The organism is Streptomyces sp. enrichment culture (assembly GCF_964272895.1).
Taxonomy (GTDB): Bacteria; Actinomycetota; Actinomycetes; order Streptomycetales; family Streptomycetaceae; genus Streptomyces.
This window is the reverse complement of record NZ_OZ186832.1, coordinates 5,402,684-5,425,983: the sequence shown is the minus strand read 5'-3', so window position 1 is coordinate 5,425,983 and position 23,300 is coordinate 5,402,684. Positions and strand designations below refer to the sequence as shown.

Genomic DNA, 23,300 nt, shown 5'->3' with positions numbered 1-23,300 from the left:
GGCTTCCTCCGCCCCGGCCTCAGCTGCCGGGCAGCTCCAGATCGCTCTTGTTCAGCTCCTCGATGTTCACGTCCTTGAACGTGAGCACCCGCACCTGCTTCACGAACCGCGCCGGCCGGTACATGTCCCACACCCAGGCGTCCGCCATGGACACCTCGAAGAAGACCTCGCCCTGGACCGAGTGCACCTGCATCTCGTAGTCATTGGTCAGATAGAAGCGCCGCTCGGTTTCGATCACATACTTGAACAGACCGACGACATCGCGGTACTCCCGATAGAGCTTCAGCTCCATCTCGGTCTCGTACTTCTCGAGGTCCTCGGCGCTCATGGCATGTTCCCCTTCAGCCGTGCGATCCCCCCATTGTGCGCCAGTCCCACGGAGCCCTAGACGATTTCCGTGTCAAGGGTGACGGGACTGGCCGGAGGACCCTCGTCGAGCAGTCTGCGCAGCAGCCCGGCGAGTCTGGTCGGATACACCGTCTCATGCGTCCGCGCCAGGTCCTCACAGGCCCACCACCGGGCACCGGCGACGCTGAGCCGTTCCAGCTCGGTCAGCGCCGTGGCCCGGGTCGCCGTCTGCGTCGTACGGGCCAGGTAGTACCACTCGTCCTGGTCCCAGCGGCGGCCGGCGAACGGGAACGAGCATCTGCGCCGCCACAGCACCGGGCCGAGCTCGACCTCGGTGATGCCGGTCTCCTCCGCGAGTTCCCGCAATGCGGCCTCTTCGCGCGTCTCGTCGCCCTCCACCCCGCCGCCGGGCGTGAACCACCAGTCGTCGGCCGCGTCACCCGGCTCATGGCCGTGCAGGAGCAGAATGCGGTCCTGCGGGTCGAGCAGTACGACACGGGCCACCTTGCGCAACCCGCCCTCGTAGGCGTCCCGCGGCCCCGCCGAGCCGAGGCCGCCCTCGTACGACTCCGGCTGCGCCCCCGTCGTCTCAGTGGGCACCGTCGTGCTCCGTCCGGCGTGTACGCCCGCCACCGACCCGCTGGGCGATGGGCCCGTACGCCGCGCCGGCCAGGACCAGCACCGCGCCGCCGACGATCATGTACACGAGGGTCTGGTACGGGCCCGGCTCCGACACCCCCTCGCCCAGCGCCTCGAACCCCGTCGGACGCTCCAGCAGCCCGTCCAGCGGCCAGACCACGGCGTCGACCCTGCCGGTCACGGCGGCGCGCGAAACCGTGCCGCTCGCCGCGTCCTGGAGGTGGGCGGTGGAGTCCAGTGAGCCCGCCCGCTCGTCACCGAGCAGGAACAGCCGCCCCTCGGGCACGGTGACCGTCGGGAAGACGAAGCTCGCGGCGGGCTCGCCCTGGGGCAGGTAGGGCTCCTCGATCCGCTTGCCGTTCACCGTGAGGCGGCCGCCCGAGCAGCAGGCGACGGTGTCGCCGCCGATCGCGACCACCCGCTTGACCACGGGCGCGTTCGCCCAGTTCGGGTCCTTGAAGACGACCACGTCGCCACGGCGTATCTCGTCGCCGTCGACCCGCTCCGCCAGCACCCGGTCGCCCGCGGCGATCGTCGGGCTCATGGAGCCGGTCGGCACGGTGTACGGCCGGTAGACCACCGCTCCCCAGCCGAACCCGGCGAGGAACAGCACCAGCCCCAGCGCCACCGCCAGCCCGGACAGCACCTGCCCGGCCCGGCCGCCCGCCGGCTGGCCCGTGCCGCCGCCCCGCGGGGCCGTACGTGTCGCGCTCTCACCCATGGATCCGCACCCTACCCGGCGGTACGGGAAGCGGTCAGCCCCTCCACCGCGACGGGGATCACGGTGCGAGGGGCCGGGAGAAACCGCCGGACGGACCCGTCAGCGCCGCCGGCGCCGCCACACGGCGATCGGCAGCACACCGGCGAAGGCCAGCGCGTGCGGGGCGGCCGCCGGGAGGGCCGGGGCGGCCGAGGACTTCTGCGGGGCGAGGTCCTGGTCGAAGGTGTCCGGCACCGGCAGGGTGCCCCAGCGGTTGATCGGCCACGCCTTGACGATGGCCCGCCCGACGACCTTGTCCACGGGCACCATGCCGTTGTGGCCGTCCGACCGGTTGTAGCGCGAGTCGCGGGAGTTCTGCCGGTTGTCGCCCATGACCCACACGAAGCCGTCGGGCACCGTCACCTTGAACCGGCCGCCGCTGTCGTCGTCGCTGCACGGGGTGTTGCCCGGGCGGACGTACGGCTCGTTCAACGCCTTGCCGTTGACCTTCAGCGGGCCGGTGCCGGAGCACTCGACCGTGTCGCCGCCGACCCCGATGACCCGCTTGATCAGGTCCTTGTCCTCGGCGGACGGCATCAGACCGATCCAGCTGAGGACGGTCTGGAAGGCGTTGGGGTCGGGCGTGGGCTCGCCGGCCAGCCACTCACGGCCCTTCTCGCCCGGATCGTGGAAGACGATGACCTCGCCGCGCTCGGGCTCGGAGCCGAACCAGGGGGTCAGCTTGTCGACCAGCACCCGGTCGCCCTGCTGGAGGGTGTTCTGCATCGAGTCGGAGGGGATCGAGAACGCCTGCACCAGGAACGTCTTGATCAGCAGCGCGAGGATCAGCGCGATGCCGATCAGGATCGGCAGCTCCTTCCAGAAGGAGCGCTGCTTCTTCGCGGGGGGCTGCGCGCCCTGCTGTTCCTGCTCGCCCGTCACCGTGCCGTCCTCGGTCGTACCGGCGTCGCTCGCCGTACCGGCGTCACTCCCGGAGTTCACGTTGCCGTCCGCGGCCGGACCGTCCGCTTCCACGGGGCGTCCGCGGTGTTCCTCGCCGTCGTGTCCGGATCGTGCGCCAACCGCCACATCCCCCACGCCAACTCCTTACTCTGTGCCGCCGCCTGCGCCGCAGCCGATGCAGGCCCACCACTCCCATAACGAGCGGGAGTTCCGCAGGGCTCGGGAGCTGGGTCATCGCGTTCGGATCGTCGTGGGCAACCCTATGCGACAGCTGGGGAGTCGCGTTCGACCCCGGCGACGCGTCGGGCACCGAGGCGTAGGTTTCCGGCTCGTCCAGGGTGGTCCAGTGGCCGACGGGCCAGCCGATGACGACCGCGCGCCCCACCACCTCGTCGACGGACACGGTGCCGCCGTAGGCGGTGTTGCGGTGGGCGCGCGAGTCGGCGGAGTTGTCCCGGTGGTCGCCCATCACCCACAGCCGTCCCTGCGGCACCGTGATGTCGAACGTGGATTCGGAGGGGACGTTTCCGGGATGGAGGTAGTCGGTCTCGTCCAGGGGCACGCCGTTGACGGTGACCCGTCCCTCGGCGTCACAGCACTTGACGCGGTCGCCGCCGACCCCGACGACCCGTTTGATCAGGTCCTTCTCGTCGTCGGACGGCAGCAGGCCGATGAAGGTGAGCGCCTCCTTGACCTGCTTGACCACGATGGGGTCGTCGCCCTTGGGCGTGGGCTGCTCGCTCTGCAGCCAGCCCCCGGGGTCCTTGAAGACGACGACGTCGCCGCGTTCGGGCTCGGCGCCGAACCAGGGCGTCAGCTTGTCCACCAGGACCCGGTCGCCGATCTGGATCGTCTGCTCCATGGAGCCGGACGGGATGACGAATGCCTGGACGAGGAACGTCTTCAGCACGAGGGCTATGAGCACCGCCACACCGATCAGAAGCGGTATCTCCCTGATCGCGGAGCGGCGCCGGCGCCGCTTGACCTTCCGCTGCAGCTTGCGGCGCTCGGCGCGGGTACGGCCGCCGGAGGGGCCGGACGCGCGCCGGGTGCCGGTGGGCAGCAGGTCGTCCGCGGCACTGCTCGGGGCCCCGCGCGGCTTTCCACGGTTACCCATGGGCACCGCCCGCCGCGGGCACGCGCGCGTAGGCGTCGGGGCGCTCCAGACGCGCGGCGTGGCCGAACGGCCATACGACGGCCTCGGCCCGGCCGGTGACATCCCCGACGGCCACCATGCCGCCGCCCGGTGAGCCCAGGTGGTCGCGGGAGTCGCTGGAGGCGCTGCGGTGGTCGCCGAGGAGGAAGAGGCGGCCCACGGGGACGACGACGTCGAAGCGCACCGAGGACGGCCTGTCACCGGGGTACAGGAACGTCGACTCGTCGACCGGCCGGCCGTTCACCTCGATCCTGCCCTCCCTGTCGCAGCAGACCACCCGGTCTCCCCCCACACCCACCACGCGCTTGATGTAGTGGCCGTTCCCGAAGGATCCGCGGCCGTCGAAGACGACGACGTCGCCCCGCTGCGGCTCGGCCCCGAAACGGTACGCCAACTTGTTTACGAGAACGCGGTCGCCGACCCTCAATCCCCGCTCCATGGATCCGCTGGGGATCTGGAACGGCTGCGCCACGAAGGCATGGACGAGCAGCAGGGACACCAGGCCCACCAGCACGGTGAGGGTGGCCCTGCCGCCGGGCAGCCAGGAGGTGATCCGCGACACCAACGCGAAACGCGACCGGCCCTCCGGCCCCGGTGTCCCGGAATCGGAGGAGCGGTCGCGCTCCGTCGGCTGTGCTTCGGTGTCCATCGGGGCCAGATGCTATCCGGCCCCGCTGTGAACCCCGACGCGAGATCAGTTCTCGCGCTTCTCCTTGATCTTCGCCGCCTTGCCGCGCAGGTCGCGCAGGTAGTACAGCTTGGCGCGACGCACGTCACCCTTGGTGACGAGCTCGATCTTCTCCACGATCGGGGTGTGCACCGGGAAGGTGCGCTCGACGCCGACGGAGAAGGAGACCTTGCGGACCGTGAAGGTCTCGCGCACGCCGGAACCCTGGCGACGGATCACCACGCCCTTGAACTGCTGCACACGGGAGCGGTTGCCCTCGATGACGCGGACGTGGACGTTGACGGTGTCACCCGGGCGGAAGGCCGGGACGTCGCTGCGCAGCGACGCGGCGTCGACGGAGTCGAGCAGGTGAGACATTTCGTCTGCTTTCTTCGCTGATGCCACAGGTCATCAACGGAATCTAGATGTTCTGGTGGGAACTGCCGTGCGGATCGAAGCGTGCGTCGTGTCCCCCTGTGGCAGGGGCGCACGCCGGACGGACGCACAACAGCGGTCTATTCTTCCACGTCCTCGACCCGCCGCCAAAATCGGCCGTACGGCTCACCCTCCGGATCCGGCGCCCAGCCCAGAATGGACAGCATCTCCCGGTCCTTCTTGTCGAAGGCCCTGGGGTCGCAGCGCTCGATCAGATCGGGCCGGTTGGCGGTCGTACGCCTCAGGGCCTCGTCGCGGCGCCAGCGGGCGATCTTGCCGTGGTGGCCGCTGAGCAGCACCTCGGGGATGTCCCGGCCGCGCCACAGGGGCGGCTTGGTGTAGACGGGGCCCTCCAGGAGGTTCGCCATGGCGCCGGGGGCGAAGGAGTCGTCGCGGTGGGACTCGGCGTTGCCGAGCACGCCGGGCAGCAGCCGGGCCACGGCCTCGGTGATGACCAGCACGGCCGCCTCGCCGCCGGCGAGGACGTAGTCGCCGATGGAGACCTCGTAGACCGGTATCCGGGTGGCGTACTCGTCGACGACCCGCCGGTCGATGCCCTCGTAGCGGGCCGGCGTGAAGATCAGCCAGGGGCGCTCGGAGAGCTCGACGGCCAGCTCCTGGGTGAACGGCCGTCCGCTGGGCGTGGGGACGATCAGCGCGGGCGCCGAGGAGCCCGCCTCGTAGCCGTCGGCCAGCACGGAGTCCAGGGCGTCGCCCCAGGGCTCGGTCTTCATGACCATGCCGGGGCCGCCGCCGTAGGGCGTGTCGTCGACCGTGTTGTGCCGGTCGTACGTCCAGGAGCGCAGGTCGTGCAGGTGCACGTCCAGCTGGCCGCGGGCGCGGGCCTTGCCGACCAGGGAGACGTTCAGCGGCTCCAGGTACTCGGGGAAGATCGTGACGACGTCGAGGCGCATCAGGCCTCGTCCCCGGAGGACTCGGAGGAGTCGGCGGACTCGGAGGAGTGGGTGGACTCGGCGGAGTGGGTGGACTCGGCGGAGTCGCGCGTGGACGCGATCTCGGCCCGGTCGTCGATCAGCCCCGGCGGCGGATCGATGACCGCCCGCTGCTCCTCCAGGTCGATCTCGGTGACGATCTCCTGCACGAACGGGATCATCACCTCGCTGCCGTCCTCCCGCTCGACGATGAACAGGTCCTGGGAGGGCAGGTGCGAGATCTCGGTGATCCGGCCGACCTCGACGCCGTCCTTGGTGACCACGTCCAGGTCGATGAGCTGGTGGTCGTAGTACTCGTCCTCCTCCTCGGGCAGCTCGTCCGGGTCGACCTCGGCGATCAGGAGGGTGTTGCGCAGGGCCTCGGCGCCGTTGCGGTCGGTGACGCCTGCGAAGCGGAGGAGGAGACGGCCGGTGTGCACCCGGCCGGTCTCGATGGTCAGGGGCCCCACCGAGGCGGGGTCGGTGGCGAGTACGGCGCCGGGGGCGAGCCGCAGTTCCGGCTCGTCGGTGCGGACCTCCACGGTGACCTCGCCCTTGATGCCGTGGGCGCGGCCGATCCGTGCGACTACCAGCTGCACTGTGCTTGCTCTCCTGTCGGAAACACGAGCCGCTCGCGGCGGCTCATACGACTGCGGGCCGGGGACGGCCCAGTGGCCCTCCCCGGCCCGAGCCGGTGCTGCGTTGCGTCAGCGGACGTCGTCCACGTCGACGAGGTCGACCCGGACACCGCGGCCGCCGATGGCGCCCACGACGGTGCGCAGAGCGCGGGCGGTGCGGCCGTTGCGGCCGATCACCTTGCCGAGGTCGTCCGGGTGGACCCGGACCTCGAGCACGCGTCCGCGGCGCAGGTTGCGCGAGGCGACCTGCACATCGTCAGGGTTGTCGACGATGCCCTTCACGAGGTGCTCGAGAGCCTCCTCGAGCATGCTCAGGCCTCGGCCGACTCGGAGGACTCGGCGGCAGCCTCGTCCTTCTTCTCCGCCTTCTTCTTCTGGGTGATGGCCTCACCCTTGCCCTCGTCGTCGCCGCCCAGGGCCTCGAACGACGGGCGGGCCTTCTTGGGCTCGGCGACGAGCAGCGGAGCCGGGGCGGGCTCGCCCTTGAACTTCTGCCAGTCGCCGGTCTTCTTGAGGATGGCGAGAACCGGCTCGGTCGGCTGCGCGCCGACACCCAGCCAGTACGCCACGCGCTCGGCGTCCACCTCGATGACCGACGGGTTGTAGGTCGGGTGGTACTTGCCGATCTCCTCGATCGCACGGCCGTCGCGACGGGTGCGCGAGTCGGCGACGACGATGCGGTAGTGAGGCGAACGGATCTTGCCGAGACGCTTGAGCTTGATCTTGACTGCCACGGGAGTGGATTCTCCTGGATTTGACGTGGTTGGGCACGGCGAGAATGCCGCGTGGGGTTGCGGTACCCGAGTGCCCGATGGACGCGTCAGCCGGAGGAGAGAGGGGTCCTGTGCGGCTGTCGAGTACAGCTAGCCATTCTGCCACACCCTGCGGGCCGCCTCGGACCGAGGGGGCGTGAAGGCATGCCTGAGGCGCACCCGGCGCTCCGGGTGCCGTCACGGCGTCGCGCGCCCGGCGCCGCGGGGTGCCCGGGGCCGCGCCCACCCGTGCCGCCCTGCGACACGGCCGTCCGCGGCCTGCGGCGACCCCGCGGCCCACAGGACACCGGCAGCCACGAGATGCCGGTCACCTGTGCCACCGGTCACGCCGCGCCCGCGACCTCCGGGATCCGGAACGGCTTGCCGCAGCCGCCGCACACGATCGGGGCCTGGGCCAGCACGGACGGCACGACCCGCACATTGCGGCCGCAGTCGCAGACCGCCTTGACACGGACGCCGCCGCCGGAGGAGCCGTGGCGGGCGGCCGGGCCGCGGAAGGTGCGGGAGGTGTCGGCCGAGGTCGCCGCCGTGTGGGCCTTCAGGGCCCGCTGCAGGCGCTCGATCGTCGGGCGGTAGCGCCGCTTCGCCTCGGGGTTGAGCGTGACCAGCGAGAAGCCGCTGCTCGGGTGCGGCTCCTCGGGGTGGTCCAGGCCCAGCTCCTCGGCGATGGCGAGGAATCGGCGGTTGTGGTAGCGGCCGGCCCGGGAGGTGTCGCGCACTCCCCGGGCGGCGGCGATGCCATGGACAGCCTCATGGAGCAGGCGTTCGAAGGAGAGCTCGTGACCGCAGGCGGACGACGACTCCCCGATCAGTGACTCGGGCGCGGCAAGGTCCGGCAGCTCGGGGTGGTACCGCTGAATGTCGGCCCACGCCTGTGCCAGTTCTGCGGCGAGAACAGGTGGTGTCTGTGTCGTGCTCACGTAATGACAACGAGCCAGGGTGCCGCTGTGTTCCTATTCCGGGGCATCCCAAATAATTTGCACGTACCCGTCAGTTGCCGCTGATGCGTCCCGACGAGGGCGGGTGCGCTGATCTGCGGAGAAGCCTCGCACCTCGTACCAAGCCGGTGCGTAGTAACCCCTACGACCCCGCGCGTAGGAACTCCGCGCACGGCGGGGAGGCGGTGCCCCGCGGACCCGCAAGGGGCGTTTCGGCCGCGTGCCGACACCACGCTCAGCGCACACGGCGGGAGCGACGTTACCGGGCGCCCCACGGGCCGCCGCCACCGCCCCGCCCCTCGGGTCTCCGACGGCCGGACCTCCGCCCGCGTCCAGGTTGCCGGAATGTGAAATCCGGCCACTTGCGCCGCTCCTCCCCAAGCGGGGCTCCGTTACCACTGGACGCCACCCCGAGGCGGGAGTTACCTGGCATACGGGGGGAACTGCGAGCGCACGACACGCGGGCCGCGCCAGCGCGCCCGGCATCGACTCTCGGCGGATTGGGGCGCTTTAGATGACACCTACGCTCGTGCGGCAGCACCTGCTCCCTGCGGGACCGCGTTCCCGTGTGGATCTGCGTGCACGCGCGCGTGACTGGTCCGAGATCCAGGAGCGGATGCTGGTCCCGCTCCACGAGGCCGTCCACGAGCGACTCGACGTGGGGCCGCCGACCAGGCTGCTGGGCCTCGGCTGCGGCAGCGGGCTCGCGCTGCTGGCGGCCGCCTCCCGCGGCGCCGCCGTCACCGGTGTCGACGGTTCCTCCCCCGAACGGCTCACCCTGGCCCGGGAACGGCTGCTCCCCGCCGACGGGGACGCACACGCGCGCGTGGCCGTCCGGCTCGTCCAGGGCCCGCCACGGGACGCGGCCGACCCGCAGTCACCGCCGTACACCCTGGTGACCGCGTTCGAGCCGGTCGGCTGTGTGGCGGGCGACGCCGAAGGGCTCGCCGGTCTGCTCGCCGAGGCCGCGCCGCTGGCCGAGCGCGGGGCGGCCGTCGTCCTGACCGGCTGGGGGCCGCCGGAGCGGTGCGCCACCTCCACGGTGCTGCGCACGGTCCTCGGGCCGGCCGATCCCGCCCGCGGCACGGGCGGCTGGCGGCCCGCGCTCCGCGACGACCTGGAGGAGGTCGCCCAGCGGGCCGGCCTGCGCCCGGACGGCTCGGGCCGTGTCTCCTGCCCCTTCGGGTACGCCGACCTCGGCAGCGCCGTGCGCGGCATGCTCTCCACCGGCCTGTTCGACACGGCGATCTCGACCTCCGGCGGCGACCAGGTCGACAAGGAGCTGGCCGAGGCCCTGCACCCCTACCGCCGGGCGGACGGCACGGTGTGGATGCCGAACGTCTTCCGCTATCTGATCGCACGGGTGCCGTAGCGGCGGGTTCCTTCCGCCGCCTGATCACGCGGGGGCCACTGGGGGCGAACGCGTGTGGTCACACGGGTGCGACAGCGGTGAACGGCTTCCGCGCCTGATCGGAGGAGGACGGCGGCGGCGCGGCGGGGCGGGGCGGGCCGGGCCGGGGCGGGGCGGGCCGGGCCGGGCAACGGCCCCGGTGTCCCGCCGCTATGCTTCCGTCTCCTTCGTCAGCCGGGTGATCCCCGCGATGCGGTACGCGTCGGCCTCCTCCAGCGTCTCCCGTTCCAGCAGCGCCTCCGCGAGGGCGTCCAACTGTCCGCGGTGGTCGCGGAGTTTGCGGCATGCCTCGGCGTAGCAGTCGTCGACGATGCGCCGCATCTCACCGTCGATGACGTCGAGGGTCTGCGGGGCGGCGGCGAGCCCGTAGGCATGCTGGGCGTCGTTCGGCAGGGCGGACAGGCGGCCGACGCGTTCACTCATGCCCCAGCGGGCGACCATCCCGCGGGCGATGGTGGTGACCTGCTCCAGGTCGCTCTCGGAACCGGTCGTGACGACGCCGAAGACGACCTGCTCGGCCGCCATGCCGCCGAGCGCCCCGATGATCCGGCCGCGCAGATACTCCTCCGTGTAGGCGTACTTGTCCGACTCCGGCGTGGACAGCGTGACGCCGAGTGCCCTGCCGCGCGGCACGATGGTGATCTTGCGGACGGGGTCGGCGCCCGGCTGGAGCATGCCGAGGAGCGCGTGCCCGCTCTCGTGATAGGCCGTCCTGCGCCGCTCCTCCAGCGGCATCACCAACGCCCGTTCGGCGCCGAGCTGCACCTTCTCCAGCGCCTCCGAGAGATCGGCCTGGGTGACCTGCCGCTGCCCGCGCTTGACGGCGAGCAGGGCGGCCTCGTTGGCGAGGTTGGCCAGTTCGGCGCCGGTCATGCCGGGGGTGGTGCGGGCGACCTGGGTCAGGTTCACATCACCGGCGAGGGGGATGTCGCGTGTGTGGATCTTCAGGATGGCCTCCCGTCCGCCCCGGTCCGGCGGCGAGACGCTGACGATCCGGTCGAAGCGGCCGGGACGGGTCAGCGCCGGGTCGAGGACGTCGGCGCGGTTGGTGGCGGCGATGACGATGACCCCCTCGGAGCCGGAGAACCCGTCCATCTCGGTGAGGATCTGATTCAGCGTCTGCTCGCGCTCGTCGTGCCCGCCGACCGTCCCTCCGCCGCCGCGCGCCCGCCCGATGGTGTCGATCTCGTCGATGAAGATGATCGACGGCGCCACCTTGCGGGCCTCCGCGAACAGCTCCCGCACCCGTGAGGCGCCCACCCCCACGATCATCTCGATGAACTCCGAGGCCGACGCCGAGAAGAACGGCACCCCCGCCTCCCCGGCCACCGCCCGCGCCAGCAGCGTCTTGCCGGTGCCGGGCGGGCCCGCGAGCAACACACCGCGCGGCATCTTGGCGCCCATCCGGCGATAGGCGTCCGGGTTCTTCAGGAAGTCGACGACGTCGTTCAGCTCCCCCTCGACCTCGTCGATCCCGGCCACGTCCTCGAAGGTCGTCCGCTTGTCCCCCGCCTCCAGCTCGACCGGCTTCGGCGGTGGCTTGCGCCCGAACATGCCGCCCGCCCCGCCCATCCCCTGCCGCATCCGCCGCGCGATGACGACCCACACCAGGATGATCAGCAGCATCGGTGCCAGCGAGATCAGCAGGTTGGCCAGAAAGCTGCGCTGCTGGACGACCGGCTCCGCCGTGACGGTGACCTTGTTCCTGCTCAGGTCCTGCCACAGCTGGTCGTCCGCGAAGGACGGCCGCTGCGTCTTGAACTTGGTGTAGCTGCCGTCGCCGTCCGGCCGGTCCCGCTTCTCCTTCAGCTCGCCCTGGATGGCGTCGCCCTTGGAGTAGATCTTGCTGACGTTCCCGGCGTCGACCTGCCGGCTGAACTCGGTGTACGAGATCGTCGGCTCGTCCCCCTCGCTGAAGAAGGACAGCACGAGGTTCGCGATCACGAAGACGATCAGCGCGGTCAGGGCGAGGCTCCACCAGCCGCCCCGCCATCGGCGTCCACCGGACGGCGGCCTGGCCGGATCCTCGGGCGCGCCCTCGGTGCGCCAGGGCTGCTCGGGGGACTTACGCGGCGGCGCCGGATTGGTCATATCCGGACGTTACGACACGTAAGCCGCACAGGCATGCGGATGTACGACGGGAGGGGCCCGGCACCGGAAGTACGCCGGGAGGGGCCCGGCACCGGATGTACGACGGGAGAGACCCCGCGCCGGATGTACGACGGGAGGGACCCGGCACCGGATGTATGCCAGGAGGGACCCCGCACCGGTACGACGCCGGGGGCGCCCCCCGCAGAGGGCGCCCCCGGAAACGTAGAACCCGGACCGACGCGGGACCCGGCGGCCCGGTCAGCCCATGAACTTCTTGAACTCGTCCGGCAGCTCGAAGTCCTGCCCCGCCTGCTGGCCGGGCAGCCCGAAGGCGCCGCCGTTCTGCGCGGCGGCCGCGCGGCGGGCGGCCTCCTCCTGCTCCTGCTGCTTGCGCTTCATCGGGTTGCCGGAGCGCTGCTTGCCCTTGGCCTTCTTCGGCTGCTTCTTGGAGCGGCCGGGGCCGCCGCCCATTCCCGGGATCCCCGGCATACCGGGCATGCCGCCGCCCTGGGCCATGCGGGACATCATCTTGCGGGCCTCGAAGAACCGCTCGACCAGGTTCTTCACCGCGCCGACCTCGACACCGGAACCGCGGGCGATACGGGCGCGGCGCGAGCCGTTGATGATCGTCGGGTCCTGGCGCTCGGCCGGGGTCATCGACTTGATGATCGCGGCGGTGCGGTCGACGTCCCGCTCGTCGATGCTGTTGATCTGGTCCTTGATCTGCCCCATGCCGGGCAGCATGCCGAGCAGCTTGGAGATGCTGCCCATCTTCCTGACCTGCTCCATCTGGGCCAGGAAGTCGTCCAGGGTGAAGTCCTGGCCCTTCTTGGACGCCAGCTTGGAGGCCATCTTGGCGGCCTCTTCCTGGCTGAACGTCTTCTCCGCCTGCTCGATCAGGGTGAGCAGGTCACCCATGTCGAGGATGCGGGAGGCCATGCGGTCCGGGTGGAACGCGTCGAAGTCGTCGAGCTTCTCGCCGTTCGACGCGAACATGATCGGCTTGCCGGTGACCTCGCGGATCGACAGCGCGGCACCGCCGCGGGCGTCGCCGTCGAGCTTGGAGAGCACCACGCCGTCGAAGCCGACGCCGTCGCGGAACGCCTCGGCGGTGTTGACCGCGTCCTGGCCGATCATGGCGTCGACGACGAACAGGATCTCGTCGGGCGAGACGGCGTCCCGGATGTCGGCCGCCTGCTGCATCATCTCCTGGTCGATACCGAGGCGGCCGGCGGTGTCGACGATGACGATGTCGTGGACGCGGGACTTGGCGAAGTCGATGGAGTCCTTGGCGACCTTGACCGGGTCACCGACGCCGTTGCCCGGCTCCGGCGCGTACACCGCGACCCCGGCGCGCTCGGCGACGACGCTCAGCTGGTTCACGGCGTTCGGGCGCTGGAGGTCACACGCGACCAGCAGCGGCGAGTGGCCCTGCTCCTTCAGCCACCGGCCCAGCTTGCCCGCGAGCGTGGTCTTACCGGCACCCTGGAGACCGGCCAGCATGATCACGGTGGGCGGCTGCTTGGCGAACCGCAGGCGACGGGTCTCACCGCCGAGGATCTGCACCAGCTCGTCGTTGACGATCTTCAGAACCTGCTGGGCGGGGTTCAGCGCCTTGGACACCTCGGCGCCCAGCGCGCGTTCCTTGACGTTCTTGATGAACGTCCGGACGACCGGCAGGGCCACGTCCGCCTCGAGGAGCGCGATACGGATCTCGCGCGCGGTGGCGTCGATGTCCGCCTCGGAGAGCCGTCCCTTGCCGCGCAGGTTCTTGAAAGTCGCTGAGAGGCGATCGGAGAGAGTATCGAACACGGCGCTCGCGGTCCTCGGGGTCGGTGGCTGCGGATGAATCGCCCTCCAGGGTATCCCGGCGGCACGAGTCGCCGGATCCCCCCGGTCACCCCCGCAGCATCTCCTCCAGCTTCCGCGCCACCGACGCAGCCTCCTCCCCCGGCAACGGCACGCCGGTCTCGTTCGTCACATAGAAGGCGTCGACCGCGTTGGACCCCAGCGTGCTGACATGCGCACTGCGCACCCGTACCCCCGCGTCCTCCAGGGCGCGGCCGATGCGCAAGAGCAGTCCCGGCGCGTCCTGGGCGCGGACCTCGATCACCGTGGCGTGGCGCGAGGCGGCCGGGGCGACCGTCACCCTCGGGGGCGGCGCCACCACTCCCCGGCGCCGCGGATACGCCGCGTCCCGCTCCGCGAGCCGGCCCGCCACGTCCAGGGAGCCGTCCAGGGCGCGGACGAGGTCGGCGCGCAGCCGGGCGGCCTGGGGCAGGGAGCCGTACTCGGCGGCGACGCGCCAGTTGAGCAGCAGGACCGAGCCGGGCATGCCGTCGGGCAGGTCCACGGCCCGCAGCTCGGCCGTGCGGACGGCGAGGCGGTGCATCGCCAGGACGCCCGCCGCCGCGGGGAGGACCTCCGCCTGGTCGGGGACGGCGATCAGCAGTTCCACGCCCAGCGGCTCGGGCTCCCCGGACGGCTCCTCCCCCGGCGGTTCGGTCTGCGCGCGCAGCGCCAGCACCGGGCCGCCCGTGCGGTACGCCTCGATGGCGAGCCGTTCCTGCTCGGCGGTCGGCGCGGCCGTCTCGGGCTCCTCCGCCGCGTCCCCGGCCAGCACCGCCGCGACCCGTTTCACCAGGTCGGCGACGAGCGAGCCGCGCCAGGACGACCATGCCGCGGGTCCCGTGGCCAGGGCGTCGGCCTCGGTCAGGGCGTGCAGCAGCTCCAGGGTGCCCTGCGAACCGACCGCCTCCGCGACGGCCCGTACCGTCGCCGGGTCCTCCAGGTCGCGTCGGGTGGCGGTCTCGATGAGCAGCAGATGATGGCGTACGAGGGTCGACAGCACGGCCACGTCGGCGCGGTCGAAGCCGATCCGGGCGGCCACGTCGCGGGCGATGATCTCGCCGGCCACCGAGTGGTCGCCGGGCCAGCCCTTGCCGATGTCGTGCAGCAGCGCGGCGACCAGCAGCAGGTCGGGGCGGCTGACGCGGCGGGTGAACTCGGAGGCGCGGACGGCGGTCTCGATGAGGTGCCGGTCGACGGTCCACACGTGCACGGCGTTGCGCTGCGGCCGGCAGCGCACCCGCTCCCAGTCCGGCAGCAGGCGGCTGATCAGCCCCTCGGCCTCCAGCGCCTCCCACACCTCCACGGTGGGCCGGCCGGAGCCGAGCAGGGTGACGAGCTGTTCGCGGGCCTCGGCGGGCCAGGGCGTGGGCAAGGGCCGCACTCCGGCGGCCATACGCCGTACGGCGTGCAGGGACAGCGGCAGCCCGGCCTGCGCGGCGGCGGCCGCGGCGCGCAGCGGAAGCACGGGGTCGCGGTCGGGGCGCGCGGCGCGGGCGAGCACCACCTCGCCGTCCTGCTCGACGACCCCTTCGGCGAGCGGCGACCGTTCGGCCACCTGTTTCCCGCCGCCCAGCATGGCCCGCAGCCGCGGCCGCACGGCTCGCGACCGCAGCACACGCCCCACCTCGCGCCAGGTGACGTCACTGGCGTACGACACGACGCGCGCGGCCTCGTAGACCTGCCGCAGCAGGGTGTCGGCGTCGAGGAGGCCCAGTTCGGCGGCGACCTGGTCCTGTTCCTGGAGGGAGAGCCGGTCCGTGGCGCGGCCGGTGGCGAGGTGGAGGGCGTCGCGGACGTCGAGGAGGCGGCGGCGGGCGTCGTCGAGTCCTTCGCGGGGGGCGTCGGCGAGCCAGGAGGCGGCGACGGCGCGCAGGGCGGTGGCGTCGCGCAGGCCGCCTCGGGCCTCTTTCAGGTCCGGTTCCAGGAGGTACTGGAGTTCGCCCTGGCGTTCGGCGCGCTCGGCGCACAGCTCCTGGAGCTCGGGCAGGCGCTTCGGTGCCTGGTTGCGCCAGTCGGCGAGGACGGCGGTGCGCAGCGAGGCGGTCAGCGCGGGGTCGCCGGCGAGGTGGCGGGCGTCGAGCAGGCCGAGCTGGACCTTCAGGTCCTCGCCGGCGGTCCTGCGGGCCTCGGCCGGGGTGCGCACGGAGTGGTCGAGGGCGAGCCCGAGGTCCCACACCGGGTACCAGATCCGGTCGGCGAGCGCGGCGACCGCGCCGGTGTCCGTGCCGTCGTGCAGCAGGAGCAGGTCGAGGTCGCTGCGCGGGGACAGCTCGCCGCGCCCGTAGCCGCCGACGGCGACCAGGGAGACGCCGGACAGGTCCCCGGCGCCCGCGCGGAACAGCCCGGCCAGCCAGTCGTCGGTCAGCCCGGCCAGCGCGGAACGGCGCGGCGGCCCGGACCGCGCCCCCTCGGTGAGGAGGCGCAGCCGGGCCGCCGCGTAGCCGCTGGGCTCCGAACCTTCTTCTTCTGTGCGAACGTCCGTGCTCGTCACCCAGCGACTCCTGTTCTCCTGTGTTCCGGATCAGGTCAGAGCGCGTCGGGGCCGCGCTCGCCGGTCCGTACGCGTACGGCGGTCTCGACGGGCAGGGACCAGACCTTGCCGTCGCCGATCTTTCCGGTACGGGCCGCCTTGACGATGACCTCGATCAGCTGTTCGGCGTCGTCGTCCTCGGCGAGCACCTCGATGCGGATCTTGGGGACCAGGTCGACGGTGTACTCGGCGCCCCGGTAGACCTCGGTGTGGCCGCGCTGCCGGCCGTAGCCGCTGGCCTCGGTGACGGTCAGACCGTGGACGCCGAAGGCCTGGAGGGCTTCCTTGATCTCGTCGAGCCGGTGGGGCTTGACGACGGCGGTGATGAGCTTCATGCGTCCACCTTCTTGCTCGGGGCGGCCTCGGTGACGGGGGCGGGGACGGCGGTCCGGGCGGCACCGCCGCCGGCGCCGCTGAAGTCGTACGCGGTCTCGGCGTGCTCGGCCTGGTCGATGCCGGCGACCTCGTCGTCCTCGGAGACCCGCATGCCGATGGTCTTGTCGAGGAGGAAGGCGAGGATCGCGGAGACGACCAGCGAGTAGGCGAGGACACCGAAGACACCGGCGCACTGCTTCCAGAACTGGTCCAGGCCGCCGCCGTAGAACAGGCCCTCCACCTCGGACTGGCCCTTGCCGCTGGCGAGGAGGCCGACGAGCAGGGAGCCGACGATGCCGCCGACGAGGTGGACGCCGATGACGTCGAGCGAGTCGTCGTAGCCGAGCTTGTACTTCAGGCCGACGGCCATGGCGCACAGCAGACCGGCGACGGCGCCGACGGCGATCGCGCCGAGCGGGGAGACCGCGCCACCGGCCGGGGTGATGGCGACCAGACCGGCGACGGCACCGGAGGCGGCGCCCAGCGTGGTGAACGCGCCGTGGCGGATCTTCTCGTAGATCAGCCAGGCCAGCATGGCGGCGGCGGTGGCGACCTGGGTGTTGACGAACATCAGGGAGCCGACGCCGTCGTCGTTGCCGAGCCACGAGCCGGCGTTGAAGCCGAACCAGCCGAACCACAGCAGACCGGCGCCGAGCATCACCAGGGGCAGGCTGTGCGGGCGCATCGGGTCCTTCTTGAAGCCGATGCGCTTGCCGATCACCAGGATCACGCCGAGCGCCGCGGCACCCGCGTTGATGTGGACCGCCGTACCACCCGCGAAGTCGATCACGCCCATGTCGAAGGCCCAGCCGCCCTCACCCCAGACCCAGTGGGCCACGGGGAAGTAGACGACGGTCGCCCACAGCGCCACGAACAGCGCCCAGGCGGTGAACTTCACGCGGTCCGCGAGCGCACCGCTGATCAGGGCGGGCGTGATGATCGCGAACATCAGCTGGAAGACGAAGAAGACGAGCAGCGGAATGTTGTACGAACCCCACAGCTCGTCCCGGCCGACTCCGCTGAGGCCGACCCAGTCGGCGTTCCAGCCGATGAGACTGCCGGAGTCGGTGCCGAAGGCGAGGGAGAAGCCGTAGAGCACCCACAGGACGGTGACGATCCCGAGGCTGATGAAGCTCATCATCAGCATGTTCAGGGTGGACTTGACCCGGACCATGCCTCCGTAGAAGAAGGCCAGGCCCGGGGTCATGAGCATCACCAGGGCGGAGCAGATGAGCATGAAACCTGTGTTGGCGGCAGAGAGCTCCGTCTCTGCGGCAAGCGTGATGGCTGGTGCCATCGGCGTCTCCTCGTCGTTGGTACGGCCCCGTGCGGGCGAAGCCTGAGCGGATTGAGGGGTGGGCCGGTTATGCGCCACGAGATTGGCGCAACGCGGTTTCGGTGGAAGCCCCTCGTTGTTTCGCGGCGGTGACGAAGGCGCCGTGCGTGTTACGCGTCGGTGAATCGGCGGATGTCGGCGCGCGGGATCGTTATCGTGGCGCAACCTTCCGCGGACGCGTTCGCGAGAAGGGATCCGGCCGCGGTCGGCCTTCCGAATGACTGGCATGGGGGAGCCGAGTCGGGCAGTTCGGGAGGGCCGGCCGCGGCCGGGGTTCGGGGGTTCAGACCGCTTCGGCGGTCTCCGGCAGCTCGATCGCGAGCCGGTCGGTCAGGTCCACGACCTCGGCGAGATCACCGAAGTCGCGCACGGCGGTGTCCACGGTCTTTCGGATACGGGTGTTGACCCGCTCGGAACGCACCTTCTTGGCGACCTGCATGGCCTGCGCGGCCAGCTCGGTGGCCTGCTCGGGCTCCTTCTGGAGCAGGTGCACGGTGGCCATGCCGATGAGGTTGAGCGCGTACGACCGCTGGTGCTCGTGGTCCTGGGCGAACAGCTCCACGGCCCGCTGCATCAGCGGCTCGGCGAGGGAGGCGTAGGTGGGGCTGCGGCCGGCGACATAGGCGAGGTCGCGGAAGGAGTGGCTGTTCTCGCCGTGCAGCTCGGCTTCGGAGAAGAAGCGGATCCAGTCGGGGTCGGGCTCGTCCCACTCGTCGGCGTCGGCGAAGGTGTCCTCGGCCATCCGCACGGCCCGCTTGCACTTGCCGGGCTGGCCCATGTTGGCGTAGGCGCGGGCCTCCATCGCATACAGCATCGACTGGGTGCGCGGGCTCGCGCAGTCCCGGCTGCCGTACTGCGCGAGGTGGATCAGCTCCAGCGCGTCCTCGGGCCGCCCGAGGTGGATCATCTGGCGGCTCATGCTGGAGAGGATGTACGAGCCGAGCGGCCGGTCGCCGGCCTCCTTGGCGGCGTGCAGCGCGAGCACGAAGTACTTCTGGGCGGTGGGCTGCAGACCGATGTCGTACGACATCCAGCCGGCCAGTTCGGCGAGTTCGGCGGCTACCTTGAACAGCCGGCGGCTGGTGGCCTCGGGCTGGGACTCCTGAAGCAGGTCGGTGACCTCGTGCAGCTGGCCGACGACCGCCTTGCGGCGCAGGCCGCCGCCGCACTGGGCGTCCCACTTGCGGAACATGGCGGTGGTGGACTCCAGCAGGTCCAGCTCCGGCCGGGACAGCTCCCCCCGCGCGCGGGTGGCGGCCGAGCCCGTCTCGGCCTGCTGCGCGGTGCCCCCGGCGACGGGGACGAGCCAGCGCTGCATGGGCTCGATGAGGGCGGGTCCCGCGGACAGGGCGAGCGAGGTGCCGAGGAAGCCGCGGCGGGCCAGCATCAGGTCGCTGCGCGAGAACTCGCTGAGCAGGGCGACCGTCTGAGGGCCGGTCCAGGGCAGGTCGACACCGCTCGCGGAGGGTGACTGGCGGGCGGCGCGCAGCCCGAGGTCCTCGACGGAGACGACGCAGCCGAACCGCTCGGAGAACAGCTCCGAGAGGATCCGCGGGATCGGCTCGCGCGGGTTCTCGCCGTCGAGCCAGCGGCGTACGCGCGAGGTGTCGGTGGAGATGTGGTTGGCACCCAACTGGCGTGCCCGGCGGTTCACTTGGCGGGCCAGCTCGCCCTTGGACCAGCCGCTGCGCACGAACCACGAGCCGAGCAGCTCGTTGGGGCGCTTGTCAGCGTTCGTCCCGCTTCCGCCGTTGCCGCCCACTGGAACGCCCCCATCCCTGAAGACCGCTTGCCGCCGCCTTGCGTCAAGCCCTATCAGAATGCCCGCAATTCAGGCCGCCCGTCCGGCGGTTCTCACCCTTCGAACGGGATAGCGACTTGCCTCCGGCATACCCACAAGAGCAAGTGCCCCGGAGCGTCGTGCACTCAAAGTAATCCTACGATCACCGGTCCAGCCATGGCGATCCCGGAATCGCCACCATTCGCCACCCCTTCGAATGAACTCACGGTGGCCTTCACACGATTCACTTGACATAGGCCGGACGGGAATGAGCGGAGCGGTGCACACAGGGGCGCGCGCTGTCGGGTGCACCACCGTGTGCACATGAAGGCGCCGCTTGAACCACGGCTCGGTGAGTGTCCGGCGGTCTCGTAACCACCGGTGCGTCGGACCCGTTGGAGGGGGCATGGGCTTCACGATCGGCAGTAGTCGGGGCATGCGCGACATCCGGTCCGGCTCGCGTCGCCGGGGGCGCTCGTCGGAGTGCACCGCCGTGGCCGAGTACACCGGGCTCTGGGGCTGGGACGTCGTCCCGGGCGCGCGGGCCGCCGGGGGCGCCTGTTCCTGCGGCCGGGCCGACTGCCGCCGGCCGGGCGCGCATCCGCTGGACTTCGCCCCCGAGGTGCCGGCCGGGGCGACGCTGGACGAGGTGACCGAGGCGTGGGCGGAGTTCCCCGGGGCCGCGGTGATGCTGCCGGTGGGGCGGGCGTTCGACGTCATCGAGGTCGCCGAGGCGGCCGGACGCCGGGCGCTGGTGCGGCTGGAGCGCATGGGCCTGCCCCTCGGCCCGGTGACCGCCACCCCCGACGGCCGCGCCCACTTCCTCGTCGCCCCCGGCGCCGCCACCGAGCTGCCCGCGCTCCTGTACCGCATGGGCTGGGACGACCCCGGCCTCGACCTGCACGCGCTGGGCCCCGGCGACTTCATCACCGCCCCGCCCTCCGACCGCGCCGGCCTCGGGCCGGTCCGCTGGCTGCGCGCCCCCGACCTGGACGCCGCGACGAAGCCCCCGCAGGCACGGCTGCTGCTGGGGACGCTGGCGTACGTGGCGCACCGGTCACGGGCCTGACCCCGGCGGGCGGGCGCACAGAGCGAAGGGCCCTGCCGCATCTGCACCATGCGGCGGGGCCCTTCTTCCTCCCCGTTCACCGGACCCATCCGTCATGCGAGGGACCGCGACGGCGAGCGGCCGCGGCGGCGACAGCGACGGCGACGGCGACGGCGACGGCGACGGCGACGGCGACGGCGACGGCGAGCGACCACGTCCGCGAGAGCGGCGCCCGTTCAGGAGCGAAAGACGCGGCGCCCGCTCCCCGACTGCACCTCGGGGGGCGGGCGCTTCCCGATGAAGCCACCTCCGGATCGCCGGAGGCGAGAAGGGGGGGTCACTCCCCGATGAGCGCGTCCACGAACGCCTCCGGCTCGAACGGCGCCAGATCGTCCGCGCCCTCGCCGAGACCGATGAGCTTGACCGGCACGCCCAGCTCGCGCTGGACGGCGACGACGATGCCGCCCTTGGCGGTGCCGTCCAGCTTGGTCAGGACGATGCCGGTGATGTCGACGACCTCGGCGAAGACCCGGGCCTGGACGAGGCCGTTCTGGCCGGTGGTGGCGTCCAGCACCAGCAGCACCTCGTCCAGCGGCGCGTGCTTCTCGACGACCCGCTTGACCTTGCCGAGCTCGTCCATGAGGCCGGTCTTGGTGTGCAGACGGCCGGCGGTGTCGATGAGGACCACGTCGACCCCCATCTCCTTGCCCTCCTTCACCGCGTCGAAGGCGACGGAGGCGGGGTCGCCGCCCTCGGGCCCGCGCACGGTGTGGGCGCCGACCCGCTCGCCCCAGGTCTGGAGCTGATCGGCGGCGGCGGCGCGGAAGGTGTCGGCGGCGCCGAGGACGACCGTGCGCCCGTCGGCGACCAGGACCCGGGCGAGCTTGCCGGTGGTGGTGGTCTTGCCGGTGCCGTTGACGCCGACGACCATCACGATGCCGGGCTTGCGGTCCTCCGGCTCGGTCTTCACGCTGCGGTCGACCTCGGTGCCGACCAGCTTCAGCAGCTCCTCGCGCAGCAGTGCGCGCAGCTCCTCGGGCGTGCGGGTGCCGAGCACCTTCACCCGCTCGCGCAGCCGTTCGACCAGCTCCTGGGTGGGCTGCACGCCGACGTCGGCGGTGAGCAGCGTGTCCTCGATCTCCTCCCAGGTGTCCTCGTCGAGGTGCTCGCGCGACAGCAGCGTGAGCAGCCCCTTGCCGAGGGCGTTCTGGGAGCGGGACAGACGGGCGCGCAGACGCACCAGGCGCCCCGCGGTGGGCTCCGGGACCTCGATCTCGGTCGGCGGGAGCTCTTCGACGACGGGAGGTTCCTCGACGGCGGTCGCGCCACCGCCGGGGAGGTCCACCTCCTCGATGGTGCGGCGCGGTTCCTCCCGCGGCGTCTCGGCCTCGTCGCCGACGTGCGGCTCGGCCGGAGGGGCGGTGAGGTCGGGGGCTGCGGGGGGCGGCGGGGGCAGCGACTTCTTCCGCCGGCTGCCGACGACGAGCCCGCCGAGCGCGCCGAGCACGACCACGGCGATGACTACAGCAAGGATGAGGATGTCCATAACCCGTCCAGTATCGGCCATGGGTCCGGTTCGGACCCGCTCGGACGCTCCTGCGATGGGCGGGCGTGCACACCCTGGTCATCTGATGAGCCGTCAGCTATGGTCCCCCGGCACCCACCGAAGGGGGCCCGCCATGCCCGTCTCCGTGCTCCGCCTCAACCTGGTCGAACCCGGCGCCACCCCCGCCTCCCTCGCCGCCCGCCACCGGGCCGCGCTGGAGCTGGCCGCGTACGCCGACGAGCACGGGATCACCACCGTTCAGACCGAGGAGCACCACGGCGTGGCGGACAACTGGCTGCCCTCCCCCTTCGTCTTCGCCGGCGCGCTCCTCGGGGTGACCCGGCGCCTGTCGGTGACCGTCTCGGCGGCGATCGGCCCGCTGCACGACCCGCTGCGGCTGGCCGAGGACATCGCGGTCCTGGACCTGCTCGGCGGCGGCCGCCTGGTGACCGTCGTCGGCATCGGCTACCGCCCCGAGGAGTACGCGATGTTCGGCGTGGACTTCGCCCGCCGCGGCCGGCTCCAGGACGAGCTCCTGGAGACTCTGCTGAGGGCCTGGACCGGCGAGCCGTTCACGTACCGGGGCCGTACGGTACGGGTCACGCCGCGCCCCTTCACCGACCCGCACCCCCTGCTGCTGGTCGGCGGCTCCTCGAAGGCCGCCGCGCGCCGGGCCGCCCGCCTCGGCCTGCCGTTCTTCCCCAGCGCGCACCTGCCGGAGCTGGCGGCGTACTACGAGGAGCGGCTGGTGGAGTACGGCACCGAGGGCTGGACCATGATGCCCGCCGCCGAGACCCCGCTGCTGCACCTCTCCACCGACCCCGACCGCACCTGGGCCGAGCACGGCGAACGGTTCCTGCACGAGGCCCGCACCTACGCCGCCTGGCAGTCGGCCGGGATCCGCTCGGCGGTGCGGTCGACGGCCACGACGGTCGAGGCACTGCGCGCGGAGGGCGTCTACCGGGTCCTCACCCCGGACGCCTGCGTGGCGCTGGGCCACGACACCTACGTACTGCACCCGCTGGTGGGCGGCATGCCGCTGGAGGAGGGCCGACGCAGCCTGCGGCTGTTCGCCCAGGAGGTGCTGCCGGCCCTGGGCGGCTGACGCGGTGCACCTATTCGGTGGCCCCGGCCGTCGTGCCG

22 protein-coding genes are annotated in these 23,300 nt (G+C 71.9%); 3 read left to right on the top strand and 19 right to left on the bottom strand.

The genetic code is table 11. The features are described 5' to 3' along the window. Positions 1-19: 19 nt before the first annotated feature. The 12 genes from ACSU6M_RS24605 to ACSU6M_RS24550 form a co-directional block, all read right to left on the bottom strand. Positions 20-328, bottom strand: coding sequence for a DUF2469 domain-containing protein (locus ACSU6M_RS24605; RefSeq protein WP_005311352.1), 309 nt, complete (start codon positions 326-328; stop codon positions 20-22). Positions 329-384: 56 nt separating this feature from the next. Next, positions 385-948, bottom strand: a complete 564-nt coding sequence (locus ACSU6M_RS24600) for an NUDIX hydrolase (RefSeq protein WP_437072363.1) — start codon at positions 946-948, stop codon at positions 385-387. Continuing rightward, positions 938-1,708, bottom strand: a complete 771-nt coding sequence (gene lepB, locus ACSU6M_RS24595; RefSeq protein WP_437072362.1) for a signal peptidase I — start codon at positions 1,706-1,708, stop codon at positions 938-940. The genes ACSU6M_RS24600 and lepB (ACSU6M_RS24595) overlap by 11 nt, the downstream gene beginning before the upstream one ends. 99 nt (positions 1,709-1,807) lie before the next feature. Then, on the bottom strand, positions 1,808-2,785 hold the full coding sequence (gene lepB / locus ACSU6M_RS24590; RefSeq protein WP_437072361.1) for a signal peptidase I: 978 nt from the start codon (positions 2,783-2,785) through the stop codon (positions 1,808-1,810). Continuing rightward, the gene (lepB, locus tag ACSU6M_RS24585; protein WP_437072360.1) at positions 2,673-3,767 is read right to left on the bottom strand and encodes a signal peptidase I; all 1,095 of its coding nucleotides are present in this window, start codon (positions 3,765-3,767) and stop codon (positions 2,673-2,675) included. Before lepB (ACSU6M_RS24585) ends, lepB (ACSU6M_RS24590) begins: the two co-directional genes overlap by 113 nt. Beyond that, on the bottom strand, positions 3,760-4,455 hold the full coding sequence (lepB, locus tag ACSU6M_RS24580) for a signal peptidase I (RefSeq protein WP_437072358.1): 696 nt from the start codon (positions 4,453-4,455) through the stop codon (positions 3,760-3,762). Before lepB (ACSU6M_RS24580) ends, lepB (ACSU6M_RS24585) begins: the two co-directional genes overlap by 8 nt. Positions 4,456-4,500: 45 nt before the next feature. Next, entirely contained in the window at positions 4,501-4,851 is a 351-nt protein-coding gene (gene rplS, locus ACSU6M_RS24575) for a 50S ribosomal protein L19 (RefSeq protein ID WP_129801596.1), read from the bottom strand. A 137-nt stretch (positions 4,852-4,988) separates the two neighbouring features. Further along, positions 4,989-5,822, bottom strand: a complete 834-nt coding sequence (gene trmD / locus ACSU6M_RS24570; protein ID WP_437072356.1) for a tRNA (guanosine(37)-N1)-methyltransferase TrmD — start codon at positions 5,820-5,822, stop codon at positions 4,989-4,991. After that, positions 5,822-6,439 carry a ribosome maturation factor RimM gene (gene rimM / locus ACSU6M_RS24565; RefSeq protein WP_437072355.1) on the bottom strand — a complete coding sequence of 206 codons (618 nt, stop codon included), beginning with the start codon at positions 6,437-6,439 and terminating at the stop codon, positions 5,822-5,824. The genes trmD and rimM overlap by 1 nt, the downstream gene beginning before the upstream one ends. A 108-nt stretch (positions 6,440-6,547) precedes the next feature. Next, positions 6,548-6,787, bottom strand: coding sequence for an RNA-binding protein (locus tag ACSU6M_RS24560; protein ID WP_030612780.1), 240 nt, complete (start codon positions 6,785-6,787; stop codon positions 6,548-6,550). Between the two features lie 2 nt (positions 6,788-6,789). Next, positions 6,790-7,212 carry a 30S ribosomal protein S16 gene (gene rpsP / locus ACSU6M_RS24555; protein WP_399652217.1) on the bottom strand — a complete coding sequence of 141 codons (423 nt, stop codon included), beginning with the start codon at positions 7,210-7,212 and terminating at the stop codon, positions 6,790-6,792. A gap of 362 nt (positions 7,213-7,574) precedes the next feature. After that, the gene (locus ACSU6M_RS24550) at positions 7,575-8,171 is read right to left on the bottom strand and encodes a hypothetical protein (RefSeq protein ID WP_437072352.1); all 597 of its coding nucleotides are present in this window, start codon (positions 8,169-8,171) and stop codon (positions 7,575-7,577) included. A gap of 532 nt (positions 8,172-8,703) precedes the next feature. Between ACSU6M_RS24550 and ACSU6M_RS24545 the strand changes: the two genes are divergently transcribed. Next, positions 8,704-9,561, top strand: a complete 858-nt coding sequence (locus tag ACSU6M_RS24545; RefSeq protein WP_437072351.1) for an SAM-dependent methyltransferase — start codon at positions 8,704-8,706, stop codon at positions 9,559-9,561. 189 nt (positions 9,562-9,750) lie between these two features. On the opposite strand, the gene ftsH is transcribed toward ACSU6M_RS24545, so the two are convergent. The 6 genes from ftsH to nsdA all read right to left on the bottom strand — a co-directional run bounded on the left by ftsH (position 9,751) and on the right by nsdA (position 19,545). Continuing rightward, complete coding sequence (ftsH, locus tag ACSU6M_RS24540; protein WP_437072350.1) at positions 9,751-11,691, bottom strand: ATP-dependent zinc metalloprotease FtsH; 1,941 nt, start codon at positions 11,689-11,691, stop codon at positions 9,751-9,753. A 258-nt stretch (positions 11,692-11,949) separates the two neighbouring features. Further along, complete coding sequence (gene ffh / locus ACSU6M_RS24535; protein WP_437072349.1) at positions 11,950-13,503, bottom strand: signal recognition particle protein; 1,554 nt, start codon at positions 13,501-13,503, stop codon at positions 11,950-11,952. 85 nt (positions 13,504-13,588) lie between these two features. Further along, entirely contained in the window at positions 13,589-16,033 is a 2,445-nt protein-coding gene (locus ACSU6M_RS24530) for a [protein-PII] uridylyltransferase (protein ID WP_437072348.1), read from the bottom strand. Between the two features lie 35 nt (positions 16,034-16,068). Then, positions 16,069-16,407 carry a P-II family nitrogen regulator gene (locus tag ACSU6M_RS24525; protein ID WP_030990174.1) on the bottom strand — a complete coding sequence of 113 codons (339 nt, stop codon included), beginning with the start codon at positions 16,405-16,407 and terminating at the stop codon, positions 16,069-16,071. Further along, positions 16,404-17,744, bottom strand: a complete 1,341-nt coding sequence (locus tag ACSU6M_RS24520; RefSeq protein ID WP_437072347.1) for an ammonium transporter — start codon at positions 17,742-17,744, stop codon at positions 16,404-16,406. Before ACSU6M_RS24520 ends, ACSU6M_RS24525 begins: the two co-directional genes overlap by 4 nt. Before the next feature lie 322 nt (positions 17,745-18,066). After that, positions 18,067-19,545 (bottom strand): transcriptional repressor NsdA, encoded by a 1,479-nt coding sequence (gene nsdA, locus ACSU6M_RS24515; RefSeq protein WP_437072345.1) that lies wholly within the window; start codon positions 19,543-19,545, stop codon positions 18,067-18,069. Between the two features lie 424 nt (positions 19,546-19,969). Between nsdA and ACSU6M_RS24510 the strand changes: the two genes are divergently transcribed. After that, entirely contained in the window at positions 19,970-20,632 is a 663-nt protein-coding gene (locus ACSU6M_RS24510; protein ID WP_437072343.1) for a bifunctional DNA primase/polymerase, read from the top strand. A gap of 316 nt (positions 20,633-20,948) precedes the next feature. On the opposite strand, the gene ftsY is transcribed toward ACSU6M_RS24510, so the two are convergent. Continuing rightward, complete coding sequence (gene ftsY / locus ACSU6M_RS24505) at positions 20,949-22,157, bottom strand: signal recognition particle-docking protein FtsY (RefSeq protein ID WP_437072342.1); 1,209 nt, start codon at positions 22,155-22,157, stop codon at positions 20,949-20,951. Between the two features lie 133 nt (positions 22,158-22,290). Between ftsY and ACSU6M_RS24500 the strand changes: the two genes are divergently transcribed. Then, a complete protein-coding gene (locus ACSU6M_RS24500) occupies positions 22,291-23,262 on the top strand; it encodes an LLM class flavin-dependent oxidoreductase (RefSeq protein WP_437072341.1) in 972 nt (323 codons plus the stop codon). The last annotated feature ends 38 nt before the right edge of the window (positions 23,263-23,300 follow it).

Coding starts and splice junctions, on each gene's coding strand:
- ACSU6M_RS24605 (WP_005311352.1), bottom strand. CDS start 328: ATGAGCGCCGAGGACCTCGAGAAGTACGAGACCGAGATGGAGCTGAAG.
- lepB (WP_437072362.1), bottom strand. CDS start 1,708: ATGGGTGAGAGCGCGACACGTACGGCCCCGCGGGGCGGCGGCACGGGC.
- lepB (WP_437072360.1), bottom strand. CDS start 3,767: ATGGGTAACCGTGGAAAGCCGCGCGGGGCCCCGAGCAGTGCCGCGGAC.
- lepB (WP_437072358.1), bottom strand. CDS start 4,455: ATGGACACCGAAGCACAGCCGACGGAGCGCGACCGCTCCTCCGATTCC.
- rplS (WP_129801596.1), bottom strand. CDS start 4,851: ATGTCTCACCTGCTCGACTCCGTCGACGCCGCGTCGCTGCGCAGCGAC.
- trmD (WP_437072356.1), bottom strand. CDS start 5,822: ATGCGCCTCGACGTCGTCACGATCTTCCCCGAGTACCTGGAGCCGCTG.
- ACSU6M_RS24560 (WP_030612780.1), bottom strand. CDS start 6,787: ATGCTCGAGGAGGCTCTCGAGCACCTCGTGAAGGGCATCGTCGACAAC.
- ACSU6M_RS24545 (WP_437072351.1), top strand. CDS start 8,704: ATGACACCTACGCTCGTGCGGCAGCACCTGCTCCCTGCGGGACCGCGT.
- ftsH (WP_437072350.1), bottom strand. CDS start 11,691: ATGACCAATCCGGCGCCGCCGCGTAAGTCCCCCGAGCAGCCCTGGCGC.
- ACSU6M_RS24525 (WP_030990174.1), bottom strand. CDS start 16,407: ATGAAGCTCATCACCGCCGTCGTCAAGCCCCACCGGCTCGACGAGATC.
- ACSU6M_RS24520 (WP_437072347.1), bottom strand. CDS start 17,744: ATGGCACCAGCCATCACGCTTGCCGCAGAGACGGAGCTCTCTGCCGCC.
- ACSU6M_RS24510 (WP_437072343.1), top strand. CDS start 19,970: ATGGGCTTCACGATCGGCAGTAGTCGGGGCATGCGCGACATCCGGTCC.
- ftsY (WP_437072342.1), bottom strand. CDS start 22,157: ATGGACATCCTCATCCTTGCTGTAGTCATCGCCGTGGTCGTGCTCGGC.
- ACSU6M_RS24500 (WP_437072341.1), top strand. CDS start 22,291: ATGCCCGTCTCCGTGCTCCGCCTCAACCTGGTCGAACCCGGCGCCACC.